General features: G+C 61.5%; 14 protein-coding genes and 1 pseudogene. 5 read left to right on the top strand and 10 right to left on the bottom strand.

The window, feature by feature from the left end:
- Positions 1-4: 4 nt before the first annotated feature.
- Positions 5-1,057 carry a nitronate monooxygenase family protein gene (locus C3F38_RS19035; RefSeq protein ID WP_055316142.1) on the top strand — a complete coding sequence of 351 codons (1,053 nt, stop codon included), beginning with the start codon at positions 5-7 and terminating at the stop codon, positions 1,055-1,057.
- A gap of 45 nt (positions 1,058-1,102) precedes the next feature.
- On the opposite strand, the gene C3F38_RS19030 is transcribed toward C3F38_RS19035, so the two are convergent.
- From C3F38_RS19030 to C3F38_RS19000, 7 genes are all read right to left on the bottom strand, one after another.
- Positions 1,103-2,392, bottom strand: a complete 1,290-nt coding sequence (locus C3F38_RS19030) for an alginate export family protein (protein ID WP_055316141.1) — start codon at positions 2,390-2,392, stop codon at positions 1,103-1,105.
- A gap of 41 nt (positions 2,393-2,433) precedes the next feature.
- On the bottom strand, positions 2,434-3,333 hold the full coding sequence (locus C3F38_RS19025) for a VOC family protein (protein WP_055316139.1): 900 nt from the start codon (positions 3,331-3,333) through the stop codon (positions 2,434-2,436).
- A 484-nt stretch (positions 3,334-3,817) separates the two neighbouring features.
- Positions 3,818-4,177, bottom strand: a complete 360-nt coding sequence (locus C3F38_RS19020; protein ID WP_049193807.1) for a DUF805 domain-containing protein — start codon at positions 4,175-4,177, stop codon at positions 3,818-3,820.
- Positions 4,170-4,619, bottom strand: coding sequence for a hypothetical protein (locus C3F38_RS19015; protein ID WP_038877953.1), 450 nt, complete (start codon positions 4,617-4,619; stop codon positions 4,170-4,172). Before C3F38_RS19015 ends, C3F38_RS19020 begins: the two co-directional genes overlap by 8 nt.
- Positions 4,616-5,197, bottom strand: a complete 582-nt coding sequence (locus tag C3F38_RS19010; protein ID WP_049193805.1) for a hypothetical protein — start codon at positions 5,195-5,197, stop codon at positions 4,616-4,618. Before C3F38_RS19010 ends, C3F38_RS19015 begins: the two co-directional genes overlap by 4 nt.
- 189 nt (positions 5,198-5,386) lie before the next feature.
- Positions 5,387-7,582, bottom strand: a complete 2,196-nt coding sequence (katG, locus tag C3F38_RS19005) for a catalase/peroxidase HPI (protein ID WP_055316137.1) — start codon at positions 7,580-7,582, stop codon at positions 5,387-5,389.
- Positions 7,583-7,841: 259 nt separating this feature from the next.
- Positions 7,842-9,209, bottom strand: a complete 1,368-nt coding sequence (locus C3F38_RS19000; protein ID WP_100247381.1) for a coniferyl aldehyde dehydrogenase — start codon at positions 9,207-9,209, stop codon at positions 7,842-7,844.
- 199 nt (positions 9,210-9,408) lie between these two features.
- Here C3F38_RS19000 and C3F38_RS18995 point away from each other — a divergent pair, with 199 nt between their 5' ends.
- The 3 genes from C3F38_RS18995 to C3F38_RS18985 all read left to right on the top strand — a co-directional run bounded on the left by C3F38_RS18995 (position 9,409) and on the right by C3F38_RS18985 (position 11,961).
- Positions 9,409-10,239 (top strand): alpha/beta fold hydrolase, encoded by an 831-nt coding sequence (locus tag C3F38_RS18995; RefSeq protein WP_038877959.1) that lies wholly within the window; start codon positions 9,409-9,411, stop codon positions 10,237-10,239.
- A 121-nt stretch (positions 10,240-10,360) separates the two neighbouring features.
- Positions 10,361-11,236, top strand: coding sequence for a glyoxalase III HchA (hchA, locus tag C3F38_RS18990; RefSeq protein ID WP_038877961.1), 876 nt, complete (start codon positions 10,361-10,363; stop codon positions 11,234-11,236).
- A complete protein-coding gene (locus tag C3F38_RS18985) occupies positions 11,233-11,961 on the top strand; it encodes a PA1136 family autoinducer-binding transcriptional regulator (protein WP_055317524.1) in 729 nt (242 codons plus the stop codon). Before hchA ends, C3F38_RS18985 begins: the two co-directional genes overlap by 4 nt.
- Here the strand turns inward: C3F38_RS18985 and C3F38_RS18980 are convergent.
- Both C3F38_RS18980 and C3F38_RS26895 read right to left on the bottom strand, forming a co-directional pair.
- On the bottom strand, positions 11,958-12,848 hold the full coding sequence (locus C3F38_RS18980) for a LysR substrate-binding domain-containing protein (protein ID WP_055317523.1): 891 nt from the start codon (positions 12,846-12,848) through the stop codon (positions 11,958-11,960). The genes C3F38_RS18985 and C3F38_RS18980 overlap by 4 nt on opposite strands.
- Positions 12,849-12,898: 50 nt before the next feature.
- Positions 12,899-12,964: pseudogene (locus C3F38_RS26895) on the bottom strand (SWIM zinc finger family protein); the annotation flags it as partial.
- A 12-nt stretch (positions 12,965-12,976) separates the two neighbouring features.
- Between C3F38_RS26895 and C3F38_RS18975 the strand changes: the two are divergent.
- Positions 12,977-13,549, top strand: coding sequence for a hypothetical protein (locus C3F38_RS18975; RefSeq protein WP_038877967.1), 573 nt, complete (start codon positions 12,977-12,979; stop codon positions 13,547-13,549).
- Between the two features lie 285 nt (positions 13,550-13,834).
- On the opposite strand, the gene C3F38_RS18970 is transcribed toward C3F38_RS18975, so the two are convergent.
- Positions 13,835-15,307 (bottom strand): hemolysin, encoded by a 1,473-nt coding sequence (locus C3F38_RS18970; RefSeq protein ID WP_233211775.1) that lies wholly within the window; start codon positions 15,305-15,307, stop codon positions 13,835-13,837.
- Positions 15,308-15,783: the final 476 nt, after the last annotated feature.

Here is a 15,783-nt window from a genome sequence, read left to right as displayed (position 1 = left end):
ATTGATGACGGCACCTTCTGCTTTTGTCCGCGAGCTTGGGCTGCGCTATCCGATCGTTCAGGGGCCGATGAACGGCGCGTCGCCGCCGGCGTTGGCGGTGGCGGTGAGCAACGCCGGGGCGCTGGGCTCGTGCGCGGCGGCGCTGTTTTCACCGGCGGTGATCCTCGAACGGGTGCAGCAGATCCGCGCGCAGACCGCCGCGCCGTTCAACATCAATCTGTTTCTGCTCGATGAGCAGCACCCGGATCTCGCCGAGCTCAAGCGCGCCCAGCACCTGCTGCGGCCGTTCCGCGAAGCGCTGGGGCTGAGCGAGCCGCCGATCCCCACCCAATTTGCCGAAAACAACCGTGACCAGATCGCGGCCTTGCTGGAGGCTGCGCCGCCGGTGGCCAGCTTCACCTTCGGCGTGCTGCCGCGCGCCACGGTTACGCAGTTCAAGAAGGCCGGCTCGCGGGTGATCGGCACCGCCACCACGGTGGCGGAAGCCCGCGCCTGGGAAGAGGCGGGTGCCGACTTCGTTTGCGTCTCGGGCTCGGAGGCGGGCGGGCACCGCCCGACCTTCCTCGGCGACATCGAGCAATCCTGCGTTGGCCTGATGGCCCTGCTGCCGCAGGTGGTGGCGGCGGTGAAGATCCCGGTGATCGCCGCAGGCGGCATCATGAACGGGCGCGGCATCGCGGCGGCGCGCTTGCTGGGCGCGCAGGCGGCGCAGCTGGGCACCGCGTTCCTGTGCAGCCCGGAGTCGGGCATCGCCGAAGCCTGGCGGGCGGCGCTGCGCAACGCCGGTGATGACAGCACGCGCCTGACGCGCGCCTTCAGCGGCCGCCCGGCGCGCGGTATCGTCAATGATTTCATGTGCCAGATGCGCGCGGAAGAGGCGCAGATCCTGCCTTATCCGGTGCAGAACGCGCTCACCGGCGATATCCGCCAGGCGGCGGCCAAGGCCGGTCGCGGAGAGTTTATGTCGCTGTGGGCCGGGCAGGGCGTGGGCCTGGCACGGCCGATGCCGGCGGCGGAGCTGGTCGCCACCCTGGCGGCGGAGCTGGAAGCGCTGTAAGGGAGACGGGGCGCCAGATTCGGCGCCCTTTTTCTTGGCCTGGCGTTAAAAGCTGTAGGTGCCCTGCGCCAGCACGAAGTTCATGTTTTTCAGTCCGGCATGCTGTTGCAGGCTGTGGCCGACGTCGAAGTAGACATAGGCCACCTTGAACTGAAGATCGCTGCGCGGTGTCCAGGTGGTTTCGACCTGATACTGATTGCCGATAAAGCGCGAGCCTTGCTCGCTGCCTTTCACCGGGCGCATCGGGCCGAGGTAGAAGGCATCCTCGCGACGTTGTCGCCACAACGCGTCCCAGCTGAAATCGATGGACAGGGTTTGCCAAGGCGTCATCGTGACCGAAGGGTGGATGGCGATCAGGTTAGCCGGCGCCACCAGCCCGTTCTCGGTCAGGTAGGGCAGCTTGGGGTACATGGCGTTAAAGGTATTGAGCTGCCCATCGCGACCGTTTTTATCGCCGCTGGCGATGCCAATTTTGCCGCCGAAGCGCGGTTGCCAGCGCCAGTCGCTCACCGTATACCCGGCGTGCGCCGACGCCGACCAGGCGCGGATGTCGCGCTGTTCTGCGCTGCCGAACTGCCAGGCGGCCTCGTTGTCCCAGTCGAATCCCTGCGCCGCGCCGAAAATGCGCGCGCCGACGGTATAACGCCGCTCTTGCCCGCTGAGCTGCGCGTAGTGGGCATCGCTATCCTCAAAGCCGAAGGTGTAGAGATCGAGCGAGGAAGCCAGCGCGGCCAGCGGCGTGGTGCCGTACAGCCCCCACACCTTTTGGCTGTTGTCGGTATCGTCGTCGAAACTGCCGGTTTTAAGGGTGACGGGATGGCCGATAAAGGCGTCGAGGCGGTTTTTATCCTTGGCCCAGCTGGCGCGGACGGCGTCGAAAGAACGGCGCACGTTGGGGCCGTCGCGGGTGCCCATCAGGTGCAGCGAACCCAGCGCAATCTCCTGGCGGCCGACCCGCAGGGTGCCGAGGCCGTAGGCGGTGGGCAGTTTTAAGTCCACATAGCCTTGGCCGAGATAGGCATGATCTTCGTCGGTCGGCTTGCGCCCGCGATCGCGCGGCGTGGCCAGTGACGATCCCACCTGCACATAGGCGCCGAAATAGTCGCCGTAGTCGAGGCGCGCGCCAACCAGCAAGCGCTGCATGAAGGTATCGTCGCGTCCGCCGCTCAGATCCCGTTGATCCGTCCATTCATAGCGCTCGCGCAGTGAACCGTCGAAAGACAGGGTGGCCGCATCGCCCAACGGGATGTTTTTCCAGGGGGACGCGGCGGGCTCCGCCGCCAGGGCGGGGAGCGTGGAGAACAGCAACAGTGCGGGTAGCGTGTGTTTCATCATGGATATCCGAAGAAAAAAGCGCGCCGCAGCGCGCCTTGGGTTTATTTAGCCGCCTGGTGAATTTCGGCGATGTAGCCGCCGGGGAAACGCACCAGCGCCGAGGCGCGGCGTTCCGCCGCCGTCGAACGCCACAGCACCTGCGCGCCGCTGGCCGTGGCTTTGGCCAGCGTGGCCGACAGATCGTCGACGCCATAGCCGGTGCGCTCATGGCCGAACGGATAAGGCAGATGCCCGTCGGTGACGAAAATGCGCGTTTTGCCGAAGCGGGAGTCCAGTTCGATCTGACGGATCTTGCCGTTGTCGCTGCGGCCGATCGCCGTATCGCTGACCCGTTCGTCGCTCACGACCTTGCCGTGCGAGAACGCCTGGTAGCTTTTCAGGAAATCGTCGACGCGGTAGGCGGAGAGATACAGGCGGTTTTCCGGCACGCTCAGCAGCGGCTTGTAGTCAGGCGCCTTGGTGTGCCAATAGAGCTGCATGTTGACGCCGCCGGGCCACTGGATCACCGCGTCGCGGCCGATGGGATCGTCGAAAGGCTCGACCTGCACATCGGCGCCGGCGGCCCTGGCCTGGTGGATGGCGGCGTCCATATCCCTGACCAGAAAACCATTGCGCTCGGTGCCGAACGGGTGCGGGATCGGCGTTTTGAAATCGAACACCGAGAAGCTGCCGGCCGGCGTCAGTATCAGCTGGGAGTAGGTTTCGCTCGGCGTGGGCGTGACGTTGACCAGCACGCGTTCGGTGCTGGTACCGCCGAAGGTTTTCAGGATGCTGTCGACAAAGGCATCCATCTTGCCGCGTTCGACGTAGACATGGGTGGTGTCATATTGCGGCCCTACGGCGAGAGACGCCGTATCGGCCGCCCAGGACATTGCCGGGAGCAGCAGCGCAAGGGCCGATATCCTCAGCCGACGAGAAGAAATACCGATGATATGTTGCATGATGACCTCCAGGTAGCGGTTATTTTCCTGAGTGAAGAGTGATTCCCTATGACCTTTCCCGTCGGTTGAAAAATAAAAAAGAAAAGCGCAGTGCGCGGAGTGAAGCATTAAATAAGGGCGAGCGTCTGGCGCCCAAGCGAATATCGCCCAGGTGCAGAACCTCTTTTTTTTATTGGCATAAAAACGTTGGGCGCCTTTGGCGGCCGGGCCCGCAGCCGCTAAGGGGCGGCGATGAGAATAAGGCCCGCCTTGGCGCATATTGAGGTGAATCGAGGATAATCCATAACGGTGTTCTCCTGGATGGGATATATCGCATTAGCCAGCTGAGTTTACGGTCTCCATTGCCGTCTAAATATAAATACAGCATTAAAAGAATTGCCGCCCATCAAATTTTTATATGACTTGTTGAGTAAATACGAATAAGCGGGTAAAGAGAATATCGCGGCGCCAGCCATGGCTCGCCGAAGCAGGCCGTTGAGGGGGCTTACGCCAGGTTTGGGCGATCGTCGTAAGGATTGTTGAGGTTCTTTGCGGGAAGGAACAGCGCGAAGATCAGCATTACATAGGGTGTGAAGCAGAACCATGTCAGGCACCAACCACCGGAGTAACCCGCATCGTGCAAACGGCGCACATTGGCCGCTAGCATAGGCAGCAAAAACGCCGCAAGCGCGAAAATGGAAATCTCATTCATCTTGCTGGCGATAACAGCGAGATAAAGCAGAAACCAAACGTGCTGGCACAAAAGCAGCATTGAATAAGGCCCACGGCTTTCGCGACCTGAGTAGGTGAAGGTCTTTTTGTAACTGCTGAGTAGACTATTCAGGATTCTCGGTTGTTTAGACATTGCGTGCTGATTGTCCTGACTTGTTGACGAGCCATAGCGACGAACAGGTTAAAACCAGAGAAATAAGCGCTGGGCCAGCAAGGTTAAACTGTTCAATAGCAATTGCATCCATCGGGATTTTGTTGAGAGGTTCTAGGAACTTGCTCTTAAGTATCAAGATGACGAGAAGGTAGACGAAGTGGATACCCGCCCAAGTGCTATAGATAACGGCATATCGTCTAAGGGATTTTGATTTTTTTGTCAGTACGATCTGCGTCAGGATGATGACACCGCACAAAATGAAAATCCCGGCGGCCTTAAACTGGGTAACGACCGTTGCTGCAACGTCAGAAACAAACAATGTTTTCCCGGCAAAGTAGAGCTTTGCCATTGGGATGTGCAGAAAATAACCAATAAAACCATAAATGACTATCAGACTAATGAACAGCATCGTTTTCTTCATTTTTTTAGCTCCTTGGCGCTGCTCAAGGATAACATCAAATTTTTCATTTCTAGTTCAGTACGAATCATTATCAGATTCTTGGTCGTCTTGTTGTATTTTGCCATTGCAGTAGGGGCTGATTGTCCACCGTTGCTCATAATGAATGAGACGTCTTTCCTGCCATAGAGCTTCATCTCTGGGATAGGATCTTGGCCATAAATGTAAGGTGTGGGTACGTTAATCTTATAGGATTTTCCTAAAAATTCGGGGAGGGGTGCTTTTGCTCCATCCAGAGGTGTTATTCTTGTTTCAAATCCGGCGAACTCCAGTGAATAGAGCGTGCTGCCCCCTTGTTTGTCTCTACTGACCAAGTCGTTGCCCATCAGTATCTTAAATTTTTCCCAAATGCCGAGCTGTGTATAGTCGACCTTTCGCCCCTCCCAAAAAACCTCTTGTTCCTTACGCAATTGGTAGACGTAGCGCTGGATTTGTACAGCAGAAGGAGAGAAGTGTCCTATGGACGGGAGTCCATTTTTGCTGAAAATTTGTTCTTTAATGATAAATATTCCTGTTTCTCCGTAAACATTAATATCGTCCATGATTACTCCTATTTTATTGATTTTTAATATTTTTAAATTGTCTTTGTATACATTTAATCGCCTAACCTATCATGGGGTTATAAATTTTATCAATCAGTTAGTCATTTTTATGTGTTGTGTCGTCGGTTTTTACCCTCAAATTAAAAAGCCCGCCAGGTTTACCGTGGCGGGCTTTGTGCTGTCGCTTAGTTACGCCAGATCGAAACGATCGAGGTTCATCACTTTGTTCCAAGCGGCGACGAAGTCGTGGGCGAACTTCTCTTGCCCGTCGGCGCTGCCGTAGACTTCGGCCAGCGCGCGCAGCTGCGCGTGCGAACCGAACACCAGATCGACGCGGGTGCCGGTCCATTTGACCGCGCCGCTGCGGCGATCGCGCCCTTCGAACAGGCCGTCTTCACCGACCGGGTGCCAGGTGGTGCCCATGTCGAGCAGGTTGACGAAGAAGTCGTTGGTCAGCGCCTGCGGCCGCTGGGTTAACACGCCGTGCTGCGTGCCGCCGACGTTGGCACCGAGCACCCGCAGCCCGCCGACCAGCACCGTCATTTCCGGCGCGGTCAGGGTCAGCAGCTGCGCCTTGTCGACCAGCAGCGTTTCGGCCGGCACGCGGTATTTGCCCTTCAGGAAGTTGCGGAAACCGTCGGCGAGCGGCTCCATCGCCTCGAAGGAGTCCACGTCGGTCTGTTCCTGCGAGGCGTCCATACGGCCCGGGGCGAACGGCACCGTCAGGGTGAAACCGGCGTTCTTCGCCGCCTGTTCCACGCCCGCCGCGCCGGCCAGCACGATCAGATCCGCCAGCGAGACGCGTTTGCCGCCGGTCTGCGCATCGTTGAAGGCGCGTTGGATGCTCTCCAGCTTGGCCAGCGTCGCGGCGAGCTGCGCAGGTTGGTTGACCGCCCAGTCCTTTTGCGGCGCCAGGCGAATGCGCGCGCCGTTGGCGCCGCCGCGCTTGTCTGAGCCGCGGAAGCTGGAAGCAGAAGCCCAGGCGGTGGAGACCAGCGCCGACACCGACAGGCCGGAAGCCAGCACGGCGTTTTTCAGCGCGGCGATGTCCTGCTCGTCGATCAGCGGATGATCGACTGCCGGGATCGGATCCTGCCAAATCAGCTCTTCCTGCGGCACTTCCGGGCCGAGGTAGCGCGCACGCGGCCCCATGTCGCGGTGGGTCAGCTTGAACCAGGCGCGGGCGAAGGCGTCGGCCAGCTCTTCCGGGTGCTCATAGAAGCGGCGCGAAATCTTCTCGTAGGCCGGATCGAAGCGCAGCGACAGGTCGGTGGTCAGCATGGTCGGGCGGCGTTTCTTGTTGGGATCGAAGGCGTCGGGAATGGTTTCACCGATGTCTTTCGCCACCCACTGATGCGCGCCGGCCGGGCTTTGGCTCAGCTCCCATTCGTATTCGAACAGGTGGCGGAAGAAGTCGTGGTTCCACTGGGTTGGGGTGGTGGTCCAGGTGACTTCCAGGCCGCTGGTGATGGCGTCTTTGCCGACGCCGGTGCCGAAGGTGCTGTGCCAGCCGAGACCCTGCGACTCCAGCCCGGCCGCTTCAGGATCGGCGCCGACGTGAGACGCCGGGCCGGCGCCGTGGGTCTTGCCGAAGGTGTGGCCGCCGGCGATCAACGCCACGGTTTCTTCGTCGTTCATCGCCATGCGGGCGAAGGTTTCACGGATGTCGCGCGCGGCGGCCACCGGATCGGGATTACCGTCCGGGCCTTCCGGGTTGACGTAGATCAGGCCCATCTGCACCGCCGCCAGCGGGTCTTCCAGGTCACGGTCGCCCGAGTAGCGGCTGTTTGGCCCGCCGCTCAGCTCCAGCCAGATCTTCTCAGAGCCCCAGTAGACGTCGTCCGGCTCCCAGGTGTCGGCGCGGCCGCCGGCATAGCCGAAGGTTTTGAAGCCCATCGATTCCAGCGCTACGTTGCCGGTCAGGATAATCAGGTCGGCCCAGGAGATGTTGCGGCCGTATTTCTGCTTGATAGGCCACAGCAAACGGCGCGCCTTGTCGAGGCTGACGTTGTCCGGCCAGCTGTTGAGCGGGGCGAAGCGCTGCTGGCCTTCGCCTGCGCCGCCGCGGCCGTCGCCGATGCGGTAGGTGCCGGCGCTGTGCCAGGCCATGCGGATGAACAGGCCGCCGTAGTGGCCGAAGTCCGCCGGCCACCATGCCTGCGAGTCGGTCATCAGGGCGTGCAGATCCTGTTTGACCGCCGCCAGATCGAGGCTGTTGAAGGCATCGGCGTAGTTGAAGTCTTTATCCATCGGATCGGACAGGGGGGAGTGCTGGTGCAGCGGTTTCAGGCTGAGCTGATTAGGCCACCAATCCTGATTGGTGGGGCCGTTCTGCGGTGCGGGCTGCTTGCCGCCCGAAAACGGGCATTTGCTTTCAGTTGTCATAATGCGCTCTCTGCTTCCGTAAAAATGCTCCAGCCGCCGGGCGTGGAGCGGTTAACAAGGCAGGCGGGTCAGGCTTGCGTCGGGTATTGCGCTAAATAACTGAACTCAATCGATTTACGTCACCCCCACCGTCAACGGGCAGAGGGTGACACATGGGTAAGCTTAGTCAGCGGCGGCGGAGAGATAAAATAGGAATGAGTGAATATTGTGATAGCTTGCGGCGATTCATCGATGTGCTATTGATAGTCAACACGTCGCGTTATCGACGCCGCAACATGAACGCGAGCACCGCGTCCGCCAGCTTGCCGAACGGTGCGCGCAGCAGATCGGTGAAGTGCCAGCGGCTTTGGATGAAGACGCCCTTGGCGTGGCTCAGCGCCCGGAATCCTTCAATGCCGTGATAGGCCCCCATGCCGCTGGGGCCGATGCCGCCGAACGGCAGATCGTCCTGGGCAAAATGCAGCAGGGTGGCGTTGACGCTGACGTTGCCGGAGGTGGTGCGCGCCAGCAGCCTGTCCTGCAGGGGGCCGCCTGGGCCAAAGTAGTACAGCGCCAGCGGGCGCGGCCCGGCGTTGATAACGTCGATCGCTTCATCAAAGGCGGCGTAGGTGCGTATCGGCAGCAGCGGCCCGAAGATCTCCTCTTGCATGATCCGGCTGTCGTCGGGGGCGCCGACGATCAGCGTGGGGGCGAGGGTTTTCGGCCGTTCCGCCGCCGAGTCCGGGCGGTGGCCCACCGGAACGATCCGCGCGCCCCGCGCCTGGGCGTCGGTGAGCAGATCCTGCAAACGGTGGTAGTGCCTGTCGTTGATGATGGCGCCGTAGTCATGGCTCGTCGGCCCGTCAGGGTAAAACGCCTTGACCGCCGCGTCGTAGAGCGCGATGAAGTTTTCCACATCGTCCTGATGGAGCAACAGGTAATCGGGTGCGATGCAGGTTTGGCCCGCGTTCGACAGCTTGCCGAACACCAGGCTGTTAACGGTTCTGGCGGTGAGCGCGCCGGGCGCCACGACGGCGGGGCTTTTGCCGCCCAGCTCGAGCGTCAAGGGCACCAGATTTTTACCGGCCGCCTGCATGATCTGGCGGCCGATCGCCGTGCTGCCGGTGAACACCAGGTGATCGAACGCCAGTGTGCTGAACCCGGCCCCGACGTCCGGCCCGCCGGTCACCACCGCGACCTCATCGGCGGGAAACAGCGCCGCCAACATCGTTTCGATGAGTTGGCTGGTGCGCGGCGTGAGCTCCGAAGGTTTCAGCATCACGCGGTTGCCGGCGGCCAGGGCGGTGGCCAGCGGGATGAAGGTCAACGAGAAGGGATAGTTCCACGGCGCCATGACGCCAATCACGCCTTTAGGTTGGTATTGCACGTAGGCGCGCCCGGCCTGGTACGGCAGGGCGACGTGGCGGCGTTCCGGCTGCATAAAGCGCTTCAGGTGGCGCAGCAGATAATCGATCGCCTGCACGGTGACCAGGATCTCCAGGATGTCGGTTTCGTAAGGCGAGCGGTGGCCGAAGTCCGCGCTGACGGCCGCCGTCAGCGCACCGCGCTGGGCCAGAATGGCGCTCCGCAGGCGGCGCAGGGCGGCAAGCCGTTGCTCCATCGTCATGAGGATGTCATCTCCCTGCACTTGAATTCTCCTGATGCCGAGTGAAAGCGGGAATGCGGTTTGCCGAATCGTGTTTGACCTTAAAGTGAGCTTTAAACCTATACTCGTTAAACGATCAACGCAAGATCGTCGGCCAACCGGGATGAGGGAGCCAGAGATCCCGGCGCCGCGCGCAGTATAAACCTTCTTTTTTAACCATAGTGTAAATGGGAGAAACGACATGGGTTACGTAACGACCAGCGATGGCGTCGAGATTTTCTACAAGGATTGGGGCCCCAAAAACGGCAAGGTTATCTACTTCCACCACGGCTGGCCGCTGTCCAGCGATGACTGGGATGCCCAGATGCTGTTCTTCGTGAACAAAGGGTTCCGCGTGGTTGCGCACGATCGCCGCGGCCACGGCCGCTCCAGCCAGGTGTCGGAAGGGCACGACATGGACCACTACGCCGATGACGTCGCCGCGGTGGTAAAACACCTGGGCGTGCAGGGCGCGATGCACGTGGGCCACTCGACGGGCGGCGGCGAAGTGGTGCGCTATATCGTGCGCCACGGCGAGGACAAAGTATCCAAAGCGGTGTTGATCAGCGCGGTGCCGCCGCTGATGGTAAAAACCGACGCCAATCCGCAGGGCACCCCCAAAGCGGTGTTCGATGATTTCCAGGCGCAGCTGGCCGCCAACCGGGCACAGTTCTATTACGACGTGCCCGCCGGCCCGTTCTACGGCTATAACCGTCCGGGTGCCAAACCCTCTGAGGCGATTATCTGGAACTGGTGGCGCCAGGGCATGATGGGCGGCGCCAAGGCGCACTACGACGGCATCGTCGCCTTCTCGCAGACCGATTTCACCGAGGATCTCAAGAAGATTGCCATTCCGGTGCTGGTGATCCACGGCGACGACGATCAGGTGGTGCCTTATCAGGACTCCGGCGTGCTGTCGGCCAAGCTGGTGCAGAACGGCACGCTCCATACCTATAAGGGCGCGCCACACGGTATCCCGACCACCCATGCCGATCAGGTCAACGCCGATCTGCTGGCGTTCGTGAACAGCTAACCCTATCGCCCGGGCGGAATCTCCACCGCCTGGGCGATGCTTGAGGGATATCCCTCATTGCGGCCCCGCCGGCGGTTATTTAAGCTGAAAGGGCAACGTAACGGTGAATATGGAGATAATCATGACTGATTCAGTGTCCAACGATCGTAATCCTACCCCGGATGTGGCGGAAGACAACGCGTTCTTCCCATCGCCTTACTCCCTCAGCCAGTACACCTCGTCCAAAACCGACTTTGCGGGCGCCAGCTACCCGAACGCCTATCGCGGCGGCAAGTGGAAGGTGCTGATGATCGCCTCGCAGGAGCGCTACCTGCTGATGCAAAACGGCAAGTTCTTCTCCACCGGCAACCACCCGGTCGAGATGCTGCTGCCGATGTATCACCTGGATCTGGCCGGTTTCGAGATCGACATCGCCACGCCGTCCGGCGATCCGGTGAAGCTGGAGATGTGGGCGTTCCCGCAGGAAGACGAAGCGGTCAAGGCCACCTACGAGAAGTACCGTAGCCAACTCAAGCAGCCGAAAAAGCTGACGGAGGTGGTGAAGGATCTGGATGGCGGCAACTACCTCGGCGTTTTCATCCCCGGCGGCCACGGCGTGCTGAATGATATTCCGTTCAGCGAAGAGGTGAAAAAGACCCTGCACTGGGCGCACGACAACGATCGCTACGTGATTTCGCTGTGCCACGGGCCGGCGGGCCTGCTGGCGGCGGGCATCGGCGAGCGCAAAGAGGATTTCCTCTATCGCGGCTATGAGATGTGCGTGTTCCCGGACTCGCTCGATACCGGCGCCAACATCGACATCGGCTACATCCCCGGCCCGATGCCCTGGCTGGTGGGCGAGCGCCTGCGCGAGCGGGGCGTCAAGATCGTCAACGCCGACATCACCGGCAAGGTGCATAAAGATCGGCGCCTGCTGACCGGCGACAGCCCGCTGGCCTCCAACAACCTCGGCAAGCTGGCGGCGGAGACGCTGTTGGCCGACGTCGCCGCGCGATGAGCGACGAGATCGCGCAGCGCGCTTTCCAGACGGCGCTGGCGATGGACCACGAGCGAACCCTGTCCGCCATTCAGGGGCGGGTTCGCGCCTTTGCCGCGCCGTTCGGCTTCGATCGCTTTGTGCTGTTTTCCGCTTCCGCCACGGCGGAGGCGGGGATCGAGCATATCTATTGGGTCGAGGGCGACTGGTTCGGCGACGGCGAGGCCGTCGATGCCCTGACCTACGTGCGGCACTGCCCGGTGACCCGGCACATGCTGCGGGTCAGCGAGCCGTTTTTCTGGACCAAGACCCGGGCGCAGCAGGGCGAACGCTACCGGATTGTGCGCACGCCGCGCGGCGCGGGCCTGCACGGCGTGCAGATCCCGGTGTTCGGCCCGGCCGGTTTGGAGGGCGCCGTCAGCCTGGGGGGCGAGCGTATCGACGCTTCACCGCCGGTGCGGCTGGCGCTGTCGCTGGTGGGCTCGGCGGCCTTTCAGGCGGCGCGGCGGCTGTTCGCACCGGCGGCCGGCGAGGGAGAGGGCCGGCTGTCGGCACGCGAGCGTGAGGTGCTGAGCTGGACCGCCATCGGCCGGCGGCAGGCGGATATCGCCGCGATGCTCGGCCTGTCTGAACGCACGGTGGAAAACCACCTGCGCCGCATTCGCCAACGCCTTGGCGCCGCCACCACCGCGCAGGCGATCGGCGTGGCGATCCGCCTGGGGGAGATCGCCCCCGAGCGCCGTTAGCCCGCCGTCATTTGCCGCAGCAACCACTCGCGCAGCGCGATGATATCGGGGCGCTGCGCGGTTTCTTCGGTGGTCACCAGGTAATAGTTGGCGCCGGGTAACGCCATCTCGAACGGTGCGGCCAGCACGCCGCGCTGCAACAAATCGCGCGCCAGCAGCCGGCTGGCGATCACCACCCCCTGGCCCGCCACCGCCGCCTGCAGCGCATGCGTCTCGTCGCTGAAGGTCAGCCCGGCTTCCACGTTCAACCCTTCCGGCCCATAGCGCCGCCGCCAGTTTTCCCAGGTCGGGGAGTCGGCAGGCACCTGCCGATGTTCCACGTGAAACAGCGTTACCCGCTGCAAATCCTCGCTGCGCTCCAGCGCCAGTGCCGGGCTGGCCACCACCATAAAGCGATCCTCATGCAGCAGGGTGCAGTGCAGATCGCTTTCCGGCGTTTCGCGGTAGCGGATGGCGACGTCCACGGTGCGCTGGCTGAGATCGACCCGCTCGACGCTGGTATGCAGGCGCAGATCGATGGCGGGAAATTCCGCCTTGAAATCCGCCAGGCGCGGCACCAGCCAGTGGGTGAGAAAATTGGAGGTGGTGGTGACGGTCAGCGCCGGCGGCTGCCGGGCGCGGGTGATTTGGGCGACGGACTGCTCCAGCGCGGCGAAGGCGCGCTGGGTGCCGGCATACAGGATCTCGCCGGTCTCGGTCAGGCTGACGCCCTGCGCGCTGCGCTCGCACACCCGGCATTCCAGCACTGACTCCAGCAGCTTGATCTGGTGGCTGACCGCCGTCGCGCTGACGCCCAGCGCCTCGGCGGCCAGTTTGAAGCTGCGGCAGCCGGCCACGGCGTGGAAGGCGCGCAGCGCGCCCAGCGGCGGCAAACGGGTTTTTCTCATGGCTGAGTTATTCTCATCTAAGGCTGAAAACTATGAGTTTGTCTGATCGATTATACAAGAGATAGGCTGGCAACATGTGAACAGGGGAATGAATTAATTTCATCATTCCCACATGTCGGGAGTTAACGATGAGCCTCTATATCAACAACGGCGCCCTGGGCGCCATGGAACACACGGGAACGGCGGCGAGCGCCCTGGCGCTCAGCGTGCCGGTCGCGGCGGGCGCTTTGCTGCTGGAGGCGGAGAGCCTGCTGGGCATCGTTGCAACGCTGATGCTGCTAACGGCATTGGTGCTGGCGTTTCTCGGCGGCGCCGCGCTGGCCCGCTGGCAGCCGCTGCGGAACCGGCCTGTGCTGGCTATGCTCCGCTACGGTTTTTTGCTGGCGGCGGCGGGGTGGCTATTGACGCTGCTGATGCTGTTCGGCGGCCATGATTGGCCGGCCCTGCTGGCGGGCATCGCCCTCGGCGGCCTGGGGCAGGGCGTAGCCTACCGCACGGCGGTGGGGGAGAAAACGGCGTTCGCCGTGGCGTGCAGGCTGGCGACGGTGGTGAGCATCGTCGCCGTGGTGGTTGCCGCTTTGCTGATTCAAACCTACGCCGCGCCGGGCGCGAGAGGCGGCTGTTTCGCGCTGGCGTTGCTGATCGACCTGGCGCTGCTGGGAGCGTTGATGGCGCGGGTTGCGGAGCGGGATGGGGCCTGAGCCGTCGCGCTGAAGGTAAACCGCCCGCCGGTAAACCCGGCGGGCTTCGCTTAGGCGGCCGCGAGCTCTTGCGACGTAACGGTTTGCAAACCGACAAGCTGAATGGCCGGCTGCTCCAGCGTGATGCCGAAGTCGCCTTGCGCCCAATTGTAGATATTGACGACGTGCTGATTGAGCGCGCTTTCGCCCTGCATGAATATCGACAGATCCTGCGTATGGGTTTGCGCGTTGTAGTTCAGCGAGAAGCTGCTGTTTGAGCCTTCGGTGCCGAAGGCCAGCAGGTGGTTATCGATAGACAGGGAAGAGGCCTGTAAAAAGCCCAGCTCGAAGCTGTCGTCGATGTAGATATTGTGGGTCTGCTTTACGGGAATATTCAGCAGGCTGTTGGGGAAGGGCACATCGTTGGACAGCATGCTCAGGTTCACGCCGAGATAATCCTGCGGCGCGCTCCCCCCCCGGCGCAGTGGTATAGCCGTGTTCGAAGCGAATCTCGCTGGAGCCTTTGCCCAGGTTGACCTCCAGACCGTTGGCCGGCGTCAGCACCCGATCGTTAAAGGTGACGTTATCCTTAAAGTCCGTCAGCTTCACCGCCTCGATGTTGTACAGCCCGTCCTTAAAGCCATACAGTCCGATGCCGTTTTTCTCGACCACCCCGCGCCCGCCATAGCTGCCCTGGGCGTCAAACTTCAGGTTTACCCCGTGCGACAGGCTGGAATAATCGACCGTATCGTGGCCGCTGCCGCCGTCGATCACCGTCCAGCCGTAGTTGCCGGCGTTGTTTTGCCAGCCGCGCGGCACGCTGATGGTGTCGTCGCCGCTGCCGGTGTTAACGGCGATATTGCCGAACGCCAGCGTGAAATCGTCGTCATACAGCGTACCGACGCGGTACAGATTCGGCGTGGACAGCACGTCGGCAATGTCGTTGAAAATCGCCGAGCCGATATCCAGCTTGCCGGGAATGATGCTGCCGCCGCCGGTCACGCTGCTGCCGTAGGATTCGGTGTAGAAATCACGCGCCGCTTCGGCGGCGAGGCGGATGGTCTCGTGGCCAATGCCGAGGGTAGTTAAATAGGTGGGCACTTCGCCCGCCAGCAGCGTTTCAACCACGTAGCTGAGGTTTTTCATCTGCATGGAGACCTGCGCCGCCGCAATCAAATCGTAGGTGCCGCTTTCGATCTTAAAAGGCGAGGTGTCGTTGGTGGCCACCCATTCGGTAAAGAACGAGGTGTCGCCTAAATAGGAGAACAGCGTGGTGCCGGCCCAGGGGGAATAGTTGGGGGCGCCGGTCGAGGAGGCATCGGTGAACACCTCGGACGCCGCCGCGCCGGCGTCGATCAGGCCGACCTCGTGAATGTCCGGCACTTTGGCGCTGGTGGGCGGGGCATCCGGCAGCGGCGCGTTGGGATCGCTGCTCAGATCGACGCCAAACAGCGTCTTGGCGAAGTTTTTGGCGATGTTGTCGGAGGCATTCTGGATGCGCGTTTCCCAGTCATCGGGCACATGCCCGGTGCGCAGCTCATACTGCAGCTTGGTTTGGTCACGAATGTAATGGGCAAACGCCCCCTGGTTCGAGTTCACGCCATAGGCGCCTTTGATCCAGGTATACACCGCGATATCCACGCCCTGAATAGGTTGATTGGCATGGTTGGGATCGGTGAGCGCATCGACGGAGGCGGCATACACGGCCGGCCAGTCGCCGGCTTTGGCGGCCTCCCAAATCGCTTGCAGTTTTTCTCGGTCGGTAATGACGTAAGCCATATAAACACTCCTTGTTGCTGAGAGATTGCTGTGAAATTCAACATGATGAATGGAGACGCGCGATGAAATAAACCGAAACCCGTACAGCCAGAAACGCGCATGCCGCGAGCCGCAGCGAACGATGGGCGGCAGGCGCCCATAGCGAAAGGATAGACGCAACTTATCGAGTGCGAACAATTCGCTTATCGATTGTTTTTACAGGGTTATTACTGTAAATCTGCGGGTTAACCTGAGTATTGGCGCCAGGGAGGGATTTCCGTCATCTGGGTTAGGAATCTTCTTAGATAAAAGAGTGGGTTTCGCTGGGGGGATTGGCCAAACGTTGGCGTTATGGTGGTGATTGTGGCTGCCGCTTTGCGGATTCACACCGACGGCAACGCCGGGGGGCGCTGCTGGAGTGTGGAATGGGGTGGGGAAATGCCGGCGTGGGGACTCTGGCGGTTGGTTTTGTGCCAGGAGCGGACATTACATATGCC

Origin of the sequence: Serratia sp. SSNIH1 (assembly GCF_002935055.1) — a bacterium.
GTDB lineage: Bacteria > Pseudomonadota > Gammaproteobacteria > Enterobacterales > Enterobacteriaceae > Serratia > Serratia nevei.
This window is presented reverse-complemented; position numbering and strand designations above follow the sequence as displayed.

Bases quoted from the DNA above. Each gene is read 5' to 3' on its own strand.
- C3F38_RS19035 (WP_055316142.1), top strand. From the start codon at position 5: ATGACGGCACCTTCTGCTTTTGTCCGCGAGCTTGGGCTGCGCTATCCG.
- C3F38_RS19030 (WP_055316141.1), bottom strand. From the start codon at position 2,392: ATGATGAAACACACGCTACCCGCACTGTTGCTGTTCTCCACGCTCCCC.
- C3F38_RS19025 (WP_055316139.1), bottom strand. From the start codon at position 3,333: ATGCAACATATCATCGGTATTTCTTCTCGTCGGCTGAGGATATCGGCC.
- C3F38_RS19020 (WP_049193807.1), bottom strand. From the start codon at position 4,177: ATGTCTAAACAACCGAGAATCCTGAATAGTCTACTCAGCAGTTACAAA.
- C3F38_RS19015 (WP_038877953.1), bottom strand. From the start codon at position 4,619: ATGAAGAAAACGATGCTGTTCATTAGTCTGATAGTCATTTATGGTTTT.
- C3F38_RS19010 (WP_049193805.1), bottom strand. From the start codon at position 5,197: ATGGACGATATTAATGTTTACGGAGAAACAGGAATATTTATCATTAAA.
- katG (WP_055316137.1), bottom strand. From the start codon at position 7,582: ATGACAACTGAAAGCAAATGCCCGTTTTCGGGCGGCAAGCAGCCCGCA.
- C3F38_RS18995 (WP_038877959.1), top strand. From the start codon at position 9,409: ATGGGTTACGTAACGACCAGCGATGGCGTCGAGATTTTCTACAAGGAT.
- hchA (WP_038877961.1), top strand. From the start codon at position 10,361: ATGACTGATTCAGTGTCCAACGATCGTAATCCTACCCCGGATGTGGCG.
- C3F38_RS18985 (WP_055317524.1), top strand. From the start codon at position 11,233: ATGAGCGACGAGATCGCGCAGCGCGCTTTCCAGACGGCGCTGGCGATG.
- C3F38_RS18980 (WP_055317523.1), bottom strand. From the start codon at position 12,848: ATGAGAAAAACCCGTTTGCCGCCGCTGGGCGCGCTGCGCGCCTTCCAC.
- C3F38_RS18975 (WP_038877967.1), top strand. From the start codon at position 12,977: ATGAGCCTCTATATCAACAACGGCGCCCTGGGCGCCATGGAACACACG.
- C3F38_RS18970 (WP_233211775.1), bottom strand. From the start codon at position 15,307: ATGGCTTACGTCATTACCGACCGAGAAAAACTGCAAGCGATTTGGGAG.